We start from the raw sequence: 16,001 nt of genomic DNA on the forward strand, positions 1-16,001 counted from the left end.
AACCTTTATTATAAATCTTCGTTAAATTTGAAATAAATGAAAAAATACACTTTCCTTTTTTTATCTTTAGTATATTTAACAATGAGTTGTTCTGGCTCAAAATCAGTTACAATGAATAATACTTCAAAAACACCTTTCGTTTGGGAAGGGGCAAATGTTTATTTTTTACTTACAGATCGTTTTTACAACGGAGATACTTCCAACGACATCAACTTTAACCGAACCAAAACTCCCGGAAAACTACGCGGATTTGAAGGCGGTGACATCATCGGAATCACTAAAAAAATCGAATCAGGATATTTTGAAAAACTAGGAATCAATGCCATTTGGCTTACGCCGATTGTTGAGCAAATCCACGATGGCGTTGATGAAGGAACTGGATTGAGTTACGGTTTTCACGGTTATTGGGCAAAAGACTGGACGGCTTTAGATCCGAATTTCGGAACCAAAGAAGATTTAGCTAATCTGGTAAAAAAAGCACATGAAAAAGGCATCAGAATCATTCTCGATGGTGTAATTAATCATACCGGCCCAGTAACGCCAGAAGATCCTGTTTGGCCCTCTGACTGGGTTAGAACTGGCGTAGTCTGCGATTACAAATCGTTTGAAAACACCACAATGTGTACTTTGGTTGAGAATCTTCCAGACGTAAGAACAGAAAGTGTTCAAGAAGTGGAATTACCTCCTTTCTTAATCGAAAAATGGAAAAAAGAAGGCCGTTATGAAAAAGAAATTGCTTCATTAGATGCTTTCTTCAAAAGAACAGGCTACTCAAGAACACCAAAATATTACATCATAAAATGGCTTACTGATTATATTTTAGAGTTCGGAATTGACGGTTATCGCGCTGACACTGTAAAACATACCGAAGAAGGTGTTTGGGCCGATTTCAAAACAGAATGCGAATATGCATTCGAAACTTGGAAAAAACATCATCCAATGCAGGTTCTAGATCAAAATCCATTTTATACCATTGCAGAAGTTTACGGTTACGGAATCAGCGGTGGGCAGGATTATGATTTTGGAGATCGAAAAGTCAATTATTTCCAAAATGGCTTCAACAGTATGATCAATTTTGAGTTTAAATGGAATGCTGGACAAAATGATTATGAAGGTTTATTTTCGAAATATTCGAATGCTTTGAATAATGATTTAAAAGGCTATTCTGTCCTTAATTATATGTCTTCTCACGACGATGGACAACCTTTTGATGCCAATAGAACAAAAAGTATCGAAACAGCCAATAAACTATTATTATCTCCAGGAATGTCTCAGGTGTATTACGGAGACGAATCGGCAAGATCTTTAGTTATTGAAGGCACTCAGGGCGATGCCACTTTACGTTCTAATATGAATTGGGACGATATTCAGAACAATCCTGAAACGCAGAAAACACTTTTGCATTGGCAGAAATTAGGTCAGTTTAGACGGAATCATCCTGCTGTTGGAGCAGGCGTTCATAAATTGATTAATCCATATCCTTATACTTTTTCTAGAACATTTACTCAAGGTAATTTTACAGACAAAGTCGTTATGGGAGTAGATTTACCAAAAGGTAGAAAAGAACTTCCTGTTGGTGACGTCTTCCCAAACAGAACAAAACTTAAAGACACTTATTCAAATCAGGAAGTTGAAGTTATTGATGGAAAAGTAATTATCGACAATGATTTTGACATTGTTTTACTAGAAGAGATTTAAAGGTTTTTCCACAAAGAAACACAAAGATTTCTACAGAGATTCACAAAGTTTTTTTAGCCACGAATTCACGAATTATTTATTCTCAAAGATTATAAAAAAATAATTCGTGAATTCGTGGCTATTTAATTTTCACAAATCATTGCGTGCTTTGCGTAAAACTTTGCGACCTTTGCGGTTAAACACACAACAGATGCTGAAGATTGCACATCGAGGCGCCAAAGCCTACGAACCTGAAAATACTTTACAAGCTTTTCAAAAAGCCTTAGACTTAAATTCAGACGGAATTGAACTTGATGTTCATTTGAGCTCTGACGGATATATAGTCGTAATTCATGACGAAACCATCGATAGAACAACTAATGGAAAAGGAGAAGTAAACACTTTTACTTTAGCAGAATTAAAATCATTTTTGATTGAGGGAAAATACCAAATCCCAACGCTGAATGAAGTTTTTGATTTGGTTGATAAAAAATGTCTAATCAATATAGAATTAAAAGGTTTAAACACTCCAAACAAAGTTGTGTCTTTAATAGAAGAGTATGTTTCAGTCAAAAACTGGAAATACGAGAATTTCATCATTTCAAGTTTTGATTGGAATATGTTGGAGGGAACATCAAAACTAAACTCAAATATTCCGATTGGTGTTTTAACAGAAGAAAATATAGCTACTGCTTTGGCTTTCGCCGAAAAAATAAAAGCAAAAGCCATTCATCCCGATTTCCAGTTATTAAATACAGATAACGTAAGCGAAATGCAAAGAAAAGGTTTTCTAGTTTTACCTTGGACAGTAAACACCGAAGAAGACATTCAAAAAGTAAAAAGCTATCAAGTAAACGGAATTATCTCCGATAATCCAGATAAAATATAAAGTTTAAATAGCCACGAATTCACGAATTTTTATTCTCAAAGATTGTAAAAAAATAATTCGTGAATTCGTGGCTAACAAAAAAATATGATTAAAAATTTCGACATCATCATCGTTGGCGGAGGCGCTGCCGGTTTTTTTACAGCAATTAATATTGCAGAGAAAAAACCGAAACTGAAAATCGCCATATTAGAAAGAGGAAAAGAAGTACTTTCCAAAGTTCGTGTTTCTGGTGGCGGACGATGCAACGTTACGCACGCTTGTTTTGAGCCTAACGAATTAGTAAAATTTTATCCTCGCGGAGAAAAGGAACTTCGAGGGCCTTTTCATCAATTTTGTTCAGGTGATACTATCGAATGGTTTGAAAAACATGGCGTAGAACTTAAAATTGAAGAGGATGGCAGAATGTTTCCTGTTTCTAATTCATCACAAACTATTATCGACTGTTTCTTAAAAGCAACCGAAAAATTAGGCATAAAAGTCTTGACAGGACAAAGCGTACAATCGATTTTCAAAAAAGAAAATCATTGGAAAATTGATACACAAACTGATAATTACGTTGCCGAAAAATTAGTAATGGCGACAGGAAGCAACCCAAAAATATGGGAAATGCTTCAAGAGCATGGACATGCAATTGTAAGTCCCGTTCCTTCCCTATTTACTTTCAACATTAAAGATTCGAGAATAAAAGAATTACCTGGTGTTGCAGCACAAGTTTCGGTAAAAGTCAAAGACACTAAACTAGAATCTATTGGACCTTTGTTGATTACACATTGGGGAATGAGTGGCCCAGCAATCTTAAAACTTTCGGCTTGGGGTGCTCGTATTTTACATGATAAAAATTATCAATTTACGATTTTTGTCAATTGGTTGAATGATGTCGATTACGAAGATGCCGAAAAAATTCTAAAAGACTTAAAACAAGAGCACGCTAAAAAAGCGGTTTCTAAAAAATCTCCTTTTGACTTTCCAAATCGTTTATGGGAAAGTCTAGTTTTGGCTTCAGGAATTGATTCTGAAACGAAATGGGCCGATTTGTCGAAAATTCAGTTACAGAATCTAACTTCACAATTAACAAAAGCCGAATTTAAAGTCAACGGAAAAAGTACTTTTAAAGAAGAATTTGTAACCGCTGGCGGAATCGATTTAAAGGAAATCAACTTCAAAACCATGGAAAGCAAAATTCACGAAAATCTTTATTTTGCTGGCGAAATTGTAAACATAGACGCTATAACTGGCGGATTTAATTTTCAGAATGCCTGGACAAGCGGGTTTATTCTGGCTCAAAATATTTAATACAAAATGAAATTTAAAGGAATTATTTTTGATTTAGACGGAACGCTAGTAGATTCATTACACGACATTTCAGATGCGATGAACAAAGTACTTACCGCTCTAAGTTACCCAACACATGATTACGATACTTACCAATATTTTATCGGAAGTGGTTTACGAAATTTGGTAAGCAAAGCATTACCAGCAACAAACAATTCTGATGATGAAATTGAAAGTTGTTTTGAATGTATGGTTGATGAATATACTAAAATCTGTACACTCAAAACAAAACCTTATGACGGAATTACAGAGTTATTAGAAAACCTGACTTCACAAAATATCAAAATGGCTGTTTTCTCCAACAAAGCGGATGAATTGACGAAGAAAATAGCAGCAGAAATTTTTCCAAATCATTTTGATACAGCAATTGGTTTAAGTACAGAAGAACTTAAAAAACCAAATCCGTTTGAAGCGATTGAAATCAGTAAAAAATGGAATTTAAAACCAGAAGAAATCCTTTTCGTGGGCGATTCAGATATTGATATGAAAACGGCTGTAAACGCCAATATGTTTCCTGTTGGGGTAACTTGGGGTTACAGAACAGAAGAAGAATTGAAAAACAGCGGTGCAAAGGTGGTTATAAACAATGCTTCGGAATTAATTGAGATTTTATAAATCGTGAATGCTGAATTACAAAAACAAATACTATCGATCGCTTCGTTTTCTGAAAATGAAATCGAAAAGATCGATTCTTGTTTTGAATATGAAAATTTTACAGCTAAAGAATTTCTTTCATCAAGGGGAAAAATCAGCAATAAGATTTTCTTTATTGTTGAAGGATTAGCACGAGTTTATTATCTGAAAGACGGAAAAGAAATCACGACTTATTTAAGCTCTGATGATGGTTTTATTGCTTCGTATTCCAGTTTCATCAACCAATCTGTTTCTTTTGAGAATATTCAATGTATCGAAGATTGTGAAGTGCTTTCAATCACTTTCGAGAAAATGCAGTTTTTGTACAACGAAATTCCGAATTGGGAACGCGTTGGAAGAATTCTGGCTGAACAGAATTACCTTTGCATGGCAGACAGAGTTTTAAAACTCCAAATGATTCCGGCAAAAGAAAAATACCAAACTTTTTTAGCTTCGGCTCCAGCCAAAATAATCCAGCGAACGCCTTTAATTTATATCGCTTCTTTTCTCGGCATTACGCCAGAATCTTTAAGCAGAATCCGTCAAGACATTTCTTAACATTTATCAAGTGAATTGAAAAACGGAATCCAAATCTTTGTCAAAATAAAATTTGAAAAAGATGAAGCATATTGCCAAAGACGTTTACCAAATTCCATTATTTCCTAGAAATGCTATTAATTGTTATTTGATTGAAGATATTTTAATTGATGCCGGAATTCGCAGTTCTGCAAATACCATTTTAAAAGCTTTAAAAGACAAAACGGTAAATAAACATGCCTTAACCCATGCTCACGCTGATCATCAGGGAAGCAGTAAAGTAATCTGCGAAACGCTAAATATTCCACTTTTATGTAGTGAACCTGAAAAAGAATTTGCCAAAAACGGAAATGTAATTGAAGAATACCCAAACCCAAATCATTTTATTTCGAAATTTCAGAAGAACTTCTGGGCAGGAAAAGGACATCCGGTTTCTCAAACTTTAAAAGAAGGCGATCAAATTGGCGGATTTACTATAATTGAAACCCCAGGACATTCCAGCGGTCATTTATCCTTTTTCAGAGAAAAAGATGGTGTTTTGATTGTTGGCGATGTGATGACCAATATGAATCTTCTCACTACAAAAGTAGGTCTTCATGAACCTCCCAGTTTATTTACAGCAGATCAGGAAACGAACAGAAAATCCATTCTAAAACTGGCTTCATTAAAACCTAAAATATTATGTTTTGGTCACGGCCCCGTTTTATTTAACAATGGTGAATTAGAAAAATTCAAAAATTTAATTTAATTAACAAGAATTTACAGAATTCACAAGTTTTCATTAAGACAATTCTAATAATTTTACTCTCAACTAATTAATTCCGTATGAGAGTAAAATTACTTACCACAATTTCTATTTTCACTTATCAGCTTTCAATTTCTCAATCTGAAAAAGTATTAAATGGAAAAGTTCTTTCGCAAAATTTACCACTTAATAAAGTGGAAGTAATTAATAAAACTGCCAAAACAAGCACAAGGACAAATGAACTTGGCGAGTTTTCTATTCTCGTTCGTCCAAAAGACAGTCTGCTTTTTTTCTCCAAAGATTATTTCTTCAAAAGATTAAAAATTTCTCAGCAAAATATCGATCAGAATAATCTTGTAGTGAATATGATTTTGAAACCGGAAGAACTGGATGAAGTTTTAATTACAGAGATAAAATTTCCTAAAGTTAGCGCAGCAAACGAAAATTCTACTGTAATTCCAAAGCCGGCAATATCTAATCCTGGCGTTTACACTGGCGGTATTACAAACGGTGCAGATTTAATGGCTATTTTTAGTTTGTTTATGAAAAAAGATAAAAAAGCAAAAAATAAAAGCAAAAAACACGAATTAACTTTTAAACAATTGGTCAATGCTACAGTGCCTTTAGATTTTTTCTCAACTGATTTAAAGTTAAATCCTGAGGAAAAAGATCTTTTTATCGATTTCTGCGATGCCGATCCGAATTCTCAATTCATTCTAAAACAAAAAAATTTACTTTATACACTGGACTTTTTACATACTAAAAATAAGGAATTTAAAAAACTGAATTCCGGAACTAAAAACTAAAAAAGTCTTTTCTATATGAAAGTAAAATTACTCACCACAATTTCTTTTCTTACTTATCAGTTTAGCATTTCCCAAACAGAGAAATTACTTCACGGAAAAGTCATATTTAACAACACTCCTCTTAATAAAGTTGAAGTTATAAATAAGACAGCCAAAACAAGTACTACGACAAATGCTTTGGGAGAGTTTTCTATTTTGGTGAAAGCAAAAGACAGCTTGCTTTTTTTCACCAAAGATTATTTTTTCACAAGAATGAAACTTACTTCTGAAAACATAAAAACTAATAATCTGATCGTTAAAATGATTCCTAAGCCCGAAGAGTTAGATGAAGTAATAGTTCCTGCTGAAATAACGTTCGATCCTTTACCCCCAGATCCTGAAACTGTAGCAGAAATTGATGTTGCTAAAAGAGATAAGGATTTAAAGCGTTATATTTCAGGATATAATGATGGCTCCATTACAAACGGAATGCAAACTAAATTTAAATTCAGTCTTGGAAAATCCCGGGAAAAAGACGAACCCGAAAGTGCATTCAAAAAACTCATAAAAAAAACCTGTTCTAAAGATTTCTTCACAAAGAACTTAAAAATAGCAGCTGAACAAAAAGAACTTTTTATCGATTTCTGCGATGCCGATCCAAGATCAAAAACAATTACTGAAAACCCGAATATTTTAACTACAATTGAATTTTTAAATACTAAAAATGAAGAATTTAAGAAGTTAAATTAATTTATATCTGACAAACCTGAAACAAATTTATTTATTCAACCACCAAATACTAGCATTTAAAATAGTTGCAAATCCAACCCAAAACAAATACGGAATCAATAAATAACCTGAAATTTTATTGATTTTGATGAACTTTAAATACGTTTCATAAATCATCAGCCATAAAAGGGCAATTTCAATTAAGGCTAACATCGGATTTTTTAATCCAAAGAATAAATAAGACCAAATGGCATTTAAAATCAATTGAATAATAAAGAACAATAATGCTTTTTTAACTTCTTCGGTCTGCTCTTTAATTTTATCCCAAACTAAAGCGGCTGCAACGGCCATAAAAATATAAAGCACTGTCCAAACCGGCATGAAAATCCAATTCGGCGGATTAAAAACTGGTTTTTCCAACGTTACATACCAAGTCTCGATACTTGGTCTTGTAACCAAACTTGCAGAATATCCTACAGTTAAACAAATTACTAAAGCTATAGCGATTTTTACGAACTTATTCATTTTATCAAATTTTGTAGTCAAAAATAGTCAAAAGAAAAGTTTAAACCATATAGGTAATGTAAGTTCCTTTTAGTAAAACCTGCTTATAATTTCTCATATAACTTATATGGTGGAAAAATGAAAAACCTATCTTTGCCAAAATTTTATAATTCATGTTTACAGCAGCCGATTTTATTCCAAATCCCTATACTTCAACAATCGAAAACGGAAACTTTGAGTGGAGCGCTCCAAGTAACATCGCCTTAGTCAAATACTGGGGTAAAAAAGACAATCAGATTCCGGCAAATCCTTCTGTTAGTTTTACTTTGAATAATTGTAAAACGGTTACAAAACTGGCTTTTTCAAAAAAAGAAAATCAGGGAAGTTTTTCGTTTGATTTACTTTTTGAAGGAAAACCAAAAGAAGATTTCAAACCAAAAATCCAGAAATTTTTAGAAAGAGTTGAAGTGTATCTTCCATTTTTAAAGGAATATCATTTTACGATTGATACACAAAATACTTTTCCGCATAGTTCAGGGATTGCTTCTTCTGCATCTGGAATGGCTGCTTTGGCAATGAACTTTATGAGTTTGGAAAAATTATTGAATCCTGAAATGACAGATGAATATTTTTACCAAAAAGCATCATTTTTAGCTCGTTTGGGCTCTGGAAGCGCCTGCCGAAGCGTAAAAGGAAATATGGTCGTTTGGGGAAATCAAGCTAACATTGAAGGAAGCTCAGATTTGTTTGGAGTTGAATATCCGTATGTTGTTCATGAAAATTTCAAGAATTATCAAGATACTATTTTATTGGTTGATAAAGGCGAAAAACAAGTTTCAAGCACAGTTGGACACGATTTAATGCACAATCATCCGTATGCAGAAAGACGTTTTGCTCAGGCCCACGAAAATCTGGATAAATTGATTGCCATTTTTGAAAGTGGCAATCTGGAAGAATTCATTAGAGTGGTAGAAAGTGAAGCCTTGACTTTACATGCTATGATGATGACTTCGATGCCATATTACATTTTGATGAAACCAAACACACTTCAAATCATAAATGCGATTTGGAAATTCAGAAACGAAACCCAGATTCCGGTTTGTTTTACGCTTGATGCCGGAGCCAATGTTCATGTACTTTATCCCGAAAACGTTACCGAAAAAGTATTACAATTTATTCAGGACGAATTAGTTGTATTTTGTCAGAATAGTCAATACATTTGCGACAAAATCGGAAGCGGTGCAATTGCATTATAATTTTGCGTATCTTTAGTTAAATTTTTGGTTATGAATATTCAATTAGAAAAAATCGAATTAATAAAGCTACTAGCTGATACTGAAAACCCTGCTATTCTGAAATCTATTCGAAAAATTTTTAAAAAAGAAGAGAAAGATTGGTGGGATGATTTGACAGAAGAACAAAAGGCCGAAATTGAAGTATCTGAAAGAGAAATAGAAAATGGTGAATTTTATCTTTTTGAAGATGTAATGGCAAAATACAAGAAATGAGAAGAATTGTATTTTCTGGTCGTTCTAAATTTCAACTTGAACAGTTACTAGAATATTTAGAGATTAGATTTTCACTTTCAACTAGAGATAAGTTTATATCAAATTTTTATAAAATTATTGAAACAATTAGGCTTAATCCTGACACTTTTCCTCTTTCAAGCAGGAATAAAATTAGGAGATGTGTAATTTCAAAACAAACAACGCTTTATTACAAATATAACACTCAAGAAGTTCGTCTTTTGTCACTTTTCGACACCAGACAAAACCCAAATAAAATTAAGAAAGACATAAAATAAATCATGAAAGGACCATTATTTTATTCAAAAATATTGCTTTTTGGAGAGTACGGAATTATCCGCGATTCAAAAGGGCTTGCTATTCCTTATAACTTTTACAATGGCGCTTTGAAAAAGTCGGAAGAACCTTCAGACGAAGCGATTGCCTCAAATAAAAGTTTGAGAAGTTTTGCTTCTTATCTTGAAGTTTTACACACTCAGCAGCCGGATTTGGTTACTTTCGATTTAGAAAACCTTAAAAATGATGTCGAAACCGGAATGTATTTCGATTCCAGTATTCCACAGGGATACGGTGTTGGAAGCAGCGGTGCACTTGTAGCGGCGATTTATGATAAATATGCTACGAACAAGATTACGGTTCTAGAGAATTTGACTCGTGAAAAACTTTTACAGTTAAAAAATATATTTTCTCAAATGGAGAGTTTTTTCCACGGAAAAAGTTCTGGTTTAGATCCGCTGAACAGCTATTTGAGTATTCCGATTTTAATTAATTCTAAGGATAATATCCAGACAACCGGTATTCCGACTCAAAGTTTAGACGGAAAAGGTGCCGTGTTCTTGTTAGACTCTGGAATTATTGGAGAAACAGCTCCAATGATCAGTATTTTTATGGAAAGTTTAAAAGACAAAGGTTTCCGTGCGATGCTTAAAAACCAGTTCGTAAAATATACTGATATCTGTATTGACAACTTTCTGCATGGCGACATGAAGTCTTTGATTGGTAATACTAAAAAACTTTCTAAAGTTGTTTTAAATAACTTCAAACCAATGATTCCGGAACAGTTTCATGCAATCTGGCAGCAAGGAATCGACACAAACGATTATTACCTAAAACTTTGCGGTTCTGGCGGAGGCGGTTATATTCTTGGTTTTACAGAAGATCTAGAACGTGCAAAAGCTTCTCTGAAAGACTACAAACTAGAGGTTGTTTATCAGTTTTAACTTTTAAAATTCCGAAGTTATTTGAGTAGATTTTTATAAGTTTTCATCCTAAAAAGTTATTTATTATGAAAAGTATTTTTAAAATAATCAAAGCAACTTTTTTAGGAGGAATTCTTTTTTTAGCACCTTTAGTGGTATTACTGGTTATTCTGGAAAAAGGATACGGTATCATTCAAAAAGTGACGCTGCCGCTGGTAAATAATCTACCCAAAGTTCATGTTTTAGGAGTTGCACTTCAAGAACTTATCGGAATACTCATTATTATTCTTATTTGTTTTATTGCTGGTTTACTGGCAAGAACTCCCAGAGCACAAGAGCTTATTCGGAAATTAGAAGATGGCATTTTAAGTTTTGTTCCGGGATATTCATTTATGAAAAGCATGAATGAAAATATCATGGGAATCGAATCTAAAGAAGACTTAAAAGTAATTCTGGTTCCAACTGATGCCGGTTGGCAATTTGCCTTTTTGATCGAACAAATTGACGATAATAACTTCACTGTTTTTGTTCCGGATGCTCCAAATCCGTGGAGCGGCTCGGTAGTTTTTGTGGAGAAAAAAGACATCAAAGAAATTGATATGACTCAAAAACAAGCTTTGGCCTGTATTCGAAAATTAGGTTTTGGCTCTAAAGAATTGTTAAAAAACAAACTCTAAATTTTTAAAACCAAAAATATCTTTTAACTTCCCTCATCTAAACCATCACAAACTTTATCTATGCTGAGCAGACAACATAAACTTTTAATAATGAAAATTGTCAGTTTGTTTTCTGTTGTCAGAGGTTACAATATTCCAATTATTGTTTTAGCACAATATTTATCTGCTATTTTTATTCTGGCTCCAGAAATTCGAGCGCTGGATATTCTGCTAGATTTTAATTTATTTTTAATTGTTTTTGCTTCAGCTGTCACAATTGCTTCGGGTTATATCATTAATAATTTTTACGACAGCCAGAAGGATTTGATTAATCGTCCGAATAAATCGATGTTGGATCGATTGGTGAGTCAGAAAACTAAATTGACGGTATATTTTTCTTTAAATTTTCTTGCTGTTTTAATGGCGCTTATTGTTTCCTGGAGAGCTTTTTTGTTCTTCTCAGGTTACATTTTTCTGATTTGGTTTTATTCGCATAAAATAAAGAAGTATCCTATTATTGGGAATCTTATGTCGGCATTATTGGCTGTAATTCCGTTTTTTGCTATTTTACTTTATTTCTATAATAAGATTTCTTTTGAAGAAATTGAGAATCATATGAGCCACTTTGTAGTGATTTCGGCGCATGCAGTTTTCTTGTTTCTACTTTTATTAATTCGGGAAATGATAAAAGATCTGGAAAATCTAAAAGGTGATTTAGTAAGCGATTACAGAACAATTCCGGTTTTGTATGGCGAAAAAATCTCCAAACAAATTATAACAGTTTTGACATTGTTGACCATTTTACCAGTTTATGTTTTGGTCAATATTTATGATGTTGGTTATATGGACATTTATTTTTATGTCTGTTTTGGAGTTTTACTTTTTTTTCTCATTTATCTATGGAAATCTGATTCTAAAGAACAATATTTAAAACTTCATAATGTGCTTAAGTTTTTGATAGTATCAGGTGTGTGCTGTATCGTGCTGATTAATCCAAGCGTTTTGTGGCATGGAAGAGAATTGATTTCTAATTACTAAACGTTTAGTTCCACAAAGATTCTCGAAGATTTACACAAAGGTTCACAAAGTTTTCTTTTTTAGCTTTCTATAGATTTTTTCTTTGAGTAACTCTGCGTAAATCTTCGAGAATCTCTGTGAAATAGCTAATTTTCAATATATTTAAAAGAAGCCAATTGTTTGAATTTAGCCCCGATTGAGGCGATATGCTTGCGTAGTTTACGGAGCGAGATAAAGCCGAAAGCGGGAAACCATGTCTCAAAAAATGCCAAATGTATTGCTCCTGAATATTTTAAAATAAAACGCTATTAATCTAAGAACATTGAAGTTAAGATTATTAGCAGGAAAAAACTATCTTTGCACAAATTAATGATTTTATGAACAACAAGGAAGGCAATAATAAAAGAGGAGGATCAAGACCAAACAGCTCAAGATCAAACTCTAATAAGCCAAAACCACCAATGGCGAAACGTGCTCAAGGGCCGAAAAAAGAAAAGCCGGAGGTTAAAGCGGCGAAGGAAGCTGCTGAACAAAAATTAAAGAAACAAAATCAGGCTCCGAAAAGACAAAAGGCTTCAGATGAAATTCGTCTGAATAAATACATCTCGAATTCTGGCGTTTGTTCTCGTCGTGATGCCGACATTTATATTCAGTCCGGAAATGTAAAAGTGAACGGAACTGTGGTTACCGAAATGGGGTATTTAGTAAAAATTAATGATGTGGTGAACTTTGACGGCGTTACTTTGACTCCTGAAAAGAAAGAGTACATCTTGCTGAATAAGCCTAAAAATTTTACAACTGCTTTTGACGAAGGGCAGGAATATCGCAACGTTCTGGAACTTGTACGTGGCGCTACCAATGCAAAAATTGGTGCAGTTGGAAGAATGGACAAAAACACAACCGGTTTATTATTGTTTACAAATGATACCGACATGATTCGTAAATTTACTTTACCGAATCAGAAATCGTCTAAAATTTATCAGGTTTCTTTAGACAAAAACTTGAAATTTGAGGATTTAGATAAAATCAGCAAAGGTTTGGTTCTTGACGGACACCGCGTTTCTGTAGAAGAAATAAGTTATATTGATAATGAACCAAAAAGCGAAGTTGGCCTTAAACTTCGTACGGCTAATGTAAAAGTGGTTCGTTCTATTTTTGAGTCTTTCGAGTATAATGTGCTGCGAATTGACCGTGTTTCTTTTGCTGGTTTGACCAAAAAGAATCTTCCTAGAGGAAACTGGCGCTTTTTGACTGAACAAGAAATTATCAATTTGAAAAACATCTAATTGTTTCTCAAATTTGTATGATACAGAATCCTGTTTTCTTTTTGAAAATGGGATTTTTTTATTTTAGAAACTGAAAAAATTATGTCCGAAAAGAGTAAAAATTGATCTTCCCATAGACTGGCTTTTGTCTTCTACTGTTTCGTAAGATGAAAAACCAAGGATAATTTTGATTCCGGGTGGAATACTGTTTAAGATATCTCTTTTTTGGTCTTCAAGAAGTAGTTTAAGGCTTTCTAATAATTGAAGATTATATCTTAAATATGACATTACAAGAAGGGCAGAAAAGTTGAGTATTTCTCTTGCTGTTTCGCTTTTGATTCCGACTTCGTTTGAAACCATTTCTGAAATTCTTCCTTTTTTGTTAGCAAACAATTCTTTTAGAAAAACATTTCCTTCTAAACGGTAGCAATCATCAACTGATAGAATCCTGCCGGCGTTAAAATCAATTTCCTGGTAAAAAGTCGAATCTTCTTTTAGCATCGAAACTATTTCAGAATAAAAATCAGATTCTTCAGCTTTATTGTAGAGCCCCATTAAAATTGTACCAATCGAGACATCAATTCCCTTTATTAAAAGAGCATCATTTTCAAAATAAAACTTGTTTAACTTGGAGACAACATTAGATGAAATAAAACGTCTAAGTTCAATTTGTAGGTTTGGGGTCATACGTTTAACTTATTTTAGGGGAAACAATTATTTAAACTTATTCAAAATAACCGACAAAGTGAGGCTTTTTATCGTTTATTGGGATAAAAATATAAAATATATTAACATTTCCAAAAAATAAGTTAAATTTTTAGAGGCTCGATTTTCAGGTAATTAGCCTTTAATTTTAAAGACATCAGTAAATATAAAGCTTGACACAACGTAAAAGACAGAAAATTATTTTTAAAATTTTAAGAGTTTTTTTGAAAAACAGAAAAATATAAGAAAAAGCTTAAAGTCAAATTAACTATATTAGAAAATCAGGGAACGATTTTGCCACAGAACGGTAAGAAAAATACCAAGGTAAATTATAGAAAACAGGAAATTGACAAAACTGGAGGCTAAGAATCCAAGAACAGAACCTGTTGCGGCTTTTAGGGCTCGTTTATGATTTTGAGAATCGTATAATAGCTCGCCAATTAATGATCCTACAAATGGTCCGATAATGACACCAAACGGTATTGGAGCCAGAATTCCGACAATTAAACCAATATTAGTTCCCCAAACTCCATAAAAACTTCCTCCAAATTTTTTGGTTCCTTTTGCCGGAATTACATAATCTAAAATGGTGATAATGACCATTAAAACAAAAGTGATTCCTAAAACCCAATAATTATTTTGGACTGCCTTAGTAAGATACAGAAGCAATAGTCCTACCCAACAGCTTGATAGTCCTGGCAAAATGGGAATAAAACTCCCAAAAACCCCGACAATCATACATATAAAACCGAGTAATACTAAAAGTAAATCCATAATATTTTTGTAAATTTGCACTTACAATTTAAGCAATTTTAATAATATGCGAACTCTTGTAAAAATAGCGTTGCTTCTATTCTTTGTATTCTCTATTAGCGAAAATACAATAGCTCAATCTAAGAAACTTTCGGCAGATGACCAAGTTTTGCAGGACAATCTTTATAACAGCAATAAGAAAAAAGTAATGAATTTTTCTATGAAAGACTTTGATAAGCTCTTTTTTGAATTTTTCAATAAAAAAAATGATCCCAATATTCTTTTATCAAAAAATGAGTTTTATAACTACACTGTTCAAATAGCTGCATTTTCAGACAGACTTGTCAAATTATATCCTGACCAAAAGGAAGTTGCAGAAAAAAACAAAGAAAACTGGCTGTCTGAAAACTATGAAGATTATTTGGAATACAAAGCTTCTCAAAAAAAATAATCGTATTTTTGTTCTATCATTCAATTCTAAAACTTTGAGGCAGTTTTTCCCTATTTTTATTTGTATTCTTTTTAATTCTTGTCAATATTTTGAGAAGCAGGTTCCGTCTGAAAAAGAATTACTTCAAAAAGAATTAAAATCGATTAACTGGAAAGAAGTAGACGAATATCCGTCTTTGCCTAACTGCGAAAAAATTGCCGATAAAAAACTTCGTCAACAATGCTTTTTTGAAGTAATGTCTAGTCTTATTCAAGAAAAATTGAATGTTGATACTTTGGCAATTCTATATCCTGAATTGGATACGATTGAAGTAAAAGTAACGGTTTTCCCAAATGCTACGATGAAATTTGAACCTCAGTTTCCAAAAGATTCCGTGGCTTATGATACGATAAAAATTGACAGCATTCTGCACGCCCGTTTGGTTAATTTCCCTAAAATAAATCCAGCCATAAAACGTGGCGTTCCTGTAAAAACACAGTTTATTCTTCCTGTGATTTTAAAGGCAAAAGACGAGAAGTAGTTTTATTTGGAGCAATTTCCTGCTGTACGCTATATCTTTTGCTTTTTAAAGAAAAAAGCAAAAGGATGCCGCTTCCAT

General features: G+C 33.0%; 20 protein-coding genes. 17 read left to right on the plus strand and 3 right to left on the minus strand.

Annotated elements, in window-relative coordinates; translation table 11 throughout:
* The first annotated feature begins 36 nt into the window (after positions 1 to 36).
* The 8 genes from ACFS3A_RS24440 to ACFS3A_RS24475 all read left to right on the plus strand — a co-directional run bounded on the left by ACFS3A_RS24440 (position 37) and on the right by ACFS3A_RS24475 (position 7,348).
* Entirely contained in the window at positions 37 to 1,698 is a 1,662-nt protein-coding gene (locus ACFS3A_RS24440; RefSeq protein WP_379828172.1) for an alpha-amylase family glycosyl hydrolase, read from the plus strand.
* Between the two features lie 190 nt (positions 1,699 to 1,888).
* On the plus strand, positions 1,889 to 2,566 hold the full coding sequence (locus tag ACFS3A_RS24445; protein ID WP_379828173.1) for a glycerophosphodiester phosphodiesterase: 678 nt from the start codon (positions 1,889 to 1,891) through the stop codon (positions 2,564 to 2,566).
* An 84-nt stretch (positions 2,567 to 2,650) separates the two neighbouring features.
* On the plus strand, positions 2,651 to 3,859 hold the full coding sequence (locus ACFS3A_RS24450; protein WP_379828174.1) for a BaiN/RdsA family NAD(P)/FAD-dependent oxidoreductase: 1,209 nt from the start codon (positions 2,651 to 2,653) through the stop codon (positions 3,857 to 3,859).
* A 6-nt stretch (positions 3,860 to 3,865) separates the two neighbouring features.
* Positions 3,866 to 4,513, plus strand: a complete 648-nt coding sequence (locus ACFS3A_RS24455; protein WP_379828175.1) for an HAD family hydrolase — start codon at positions 3,866 to 3,868, stop codon at positions 4,511 to 4,513.
* Between the two features lie 3 nt (positions 4,514 to 4,516).
* A complete protein-coding gene (locus ACFS3A_RS24460) occupies positions 4,517 to 5,089 on the plus strand; it encodes a Crp/Fnr family transcriptional regulator (RefSeq protein WP_379828176.1) in 573 nt (190 codons plus the stop codon).
* Positions 5,090 to 5,150: 61 nt separating this feature from the next.
* Complete coding sequence (locus ACFS3A_RS24465) at positions 5,151 to 5,816, plus strand: MBL fold metallo-hydrolase (RefSeq protein WP_379828177.1); 666 nt, start codon at positions 5,151 to 5,153, stop codon at positions 5,814 to 5,816.
* Between the two features lie 77 nt (positions 5,817 to 5,893).
* A complete protein-coding gene (locus ACFS3A_RS24470) occupies positions 5,894 to 6,619 on the plus strand; it encodes a hypothetical protein (RefSeq protein ID WP_379828178.1) in 726 nt (241 codons plus the stop codon).
* Positions 6,620 to 6,634: 15 nt separating this feature from the next.
* Complete coding sequence (locus tag ACFS3A_RS24475; protein WP_379828179.1) at positions 6,635 to 7,348, plus strand: hypothetical protein; 714 nt, start codon at positions 6,635 to 6,637, stop codon at positions 7,346 to 7,348.
* 27 nt (positions 7,349 to 7,375) lie between these two features.
* Here the strand turns inward: ACFS3A_RS24475 and ACFS3A_RS24480 are convergent, their stop codons facing one another.
* Positions 7,376 to 7,852, minus strand: a complete 477-nt coding sequence (locus ACFS3A_RS24480; protein ID WP_379828180.1) for a TspO/MBR family protein — start codon at positions 7,850 to 7,852, stop codon at positions 7,376 to 7,378.
* A gap of 152 nt (positions 7,853 to 8,004) precedes the next feature.
* Between ACFS3A_RS24480 and ACFS3A_RS24485 the strand changes: the two genes are divergently transcribed.
* The 7 genes from ACFS3A_RS24485 to ACFS3A_RS24515 all read left to right on the plus strand — a co-directional run bounded on the left by ACFS3A_RS24485 (position 8,005) and on the right by ACFS3A_RS24515 (position 13,515).
* A complete protein-coding gene (locus ACFS3A_RS24485) occupies positions 8,005 to 9,087 on the plus strand; it encodes a diphosphomevalonate/mevalonate 3,5-bisphosphate decarboxylase family protein (RefSeq protein WP_379828181.1) in 1,083 nt (360 codons plus the stop codon).
* A gap of 30 nt (positions 9,088 to 9,117) precedes the next feature.
* Positions 9,118 to 9,339, plus strand: a complete 222-nt coding sequence (locus tag ACFS3A_RS24490; protein WP_379828182.1) for a hypothetical protein — start codon at positions 9,118 to 9,120, stop codon at positions 9,337 to 9,339.
* Positions 9,336 to 9,635, plus strand: coding sequence for a type II toxin-antitoxin system RelE/ParE family toxin (locus ACFS3A_RS24495; protein WP_379828183.1), 300 nt, complete (start codon positions 9,336 to 9,338; stop codon positions 9,633 to 9,635). Before ACFS3A_RS24490 ends, ACFS3A_RS24495 begins: the two co-directional genes overlap by 4 nt.
* A 3-nt stretch (positions 9,636 to 9,638) precedes the next feature.
* Entirely contained in the window at positions 9,639 to 10,577 is a 939-nt protein-coding gene (locus tag ACFS3A_RS24500; protein ID WP_109191551.1) for a mevalonate kinase family protein, read from the plus strand.
* A gap of 65 nt (positions 10,578 to 10,642) precedes the next feature.
* Positions 10,643 to 11,233: a DUF502 domain-containing protein gene (locus ACFS3A_RS24505; RefSeq protein WP_379828184.1), complete on the plus strand. Its 591-nt coding sequence runs from the start codon at positions 10,643 to 10,645 to the stop codon at positions 11,231 to 11,233.
* A gap of 60 nt (positions 11,234 to 11,293) precedes the next feature.
* Positions 11,294 to 12,250 (plus strand): geranylgeranylglycerol-phosphate geranylgeranyltransferase, encoded by a 957-nt coding sequence (locus ACFS3A_RS24510; RefSeq protein ID WP_379828185.1) that lies wholly within the window; start codon positions 11,294 to 11,296, stop codon positions 12,248 to 12,250.
* A 356-nt stretch (positions 12,251 to 12,606) separates the two neighbouring features.
* Positions 12,607 to 13,515: a pseudouridine synthase gene (locus ACFS3A_RS24515; RefSeq protein WP_379828186.1), complete on the plus strand. Its 909-nt coding sequence runs from the start codon at positions 12,607 to 12,609 to the stop codon at positions 13,513 to 13,515.
* 63 nt (positions 13,516 to 13,578) lie between these two features.
* On the opposite strand, the gene ACFS3A_RS24520 is transcribed toward ACFS3A_RS24515, so the two are convergent.
* Positions 13,579 to 14,181, minus strand: a complete 603-nt coding sequence (locus ACFS3A_RS24520) for a DUF937 domain-containing protein (RefSeq protein WP_379828187.1) — start codon at positions 14,179 to 14,181, stop codon at positions 13,579 to 13,581.
* A gap of 291 nt (positions 14,182 to 14,472) precedes the next feature.
* Positions 14,473 to 14,973, minus strand: a complete 501-nt coding sequence (locus ACFS3A_RS24525) for a DUF456 domain-containing protein (RefSeq protein ID WP_379828188.1) — start codon at positions 14,971 to 14,973, stop codon at positions 14,473 to 14,475.
* Between the two features lie 46 nt (positions 14,974 to 15,019).
* Here ACFS3A_RS24525 and ACFS3A_RS24530 point away from each other — a divergent pair, with 46 nt between their 5' ends.
* Both ACFS3A_RS24530 and ACFS3A_RS24535 read left to right on the plus strand, forming a co-directional pair.
* Positions 15,020 to 15,403 (plus strand): hypothetical protein, encoded by a 384-nt coding sequence (locus ACFS3A_RS24530; protein WP_379828189.1) that lies wholly within the window; start codon positions 15,020 to 15,022, stop codon positions 15,401 to 15,403.
* 34 nt (positions 15,404 to 15,437) lie between these two features.
* Positions 15,438 to 15,923: a hypothetical protein gene (locus tag ACFS3A_RS24535; protein ID WP_379828190.1), complete on the plus strand. Its 486-nt coding sequence runs from the start codon at positions 15,438 to 15,440 to the stop codon at positions 15,921 to 15,923.
* The last annotated feature ends 78 nt before the right edge of the window (positions 15,924 to 16,001 follow it).

The sequence above is a fragment of the Flavobacterium notoginsengisoli genome (assembly GCF_042686225.1).
GTDB classification, from domain to species: domain Bacteria; phylum Bacteroidota; class Bacteroidia; order Flavobacteriales; family Flavobacteriaceae; genus Flavobacterium; species Flavobacterium notoginsengisoli.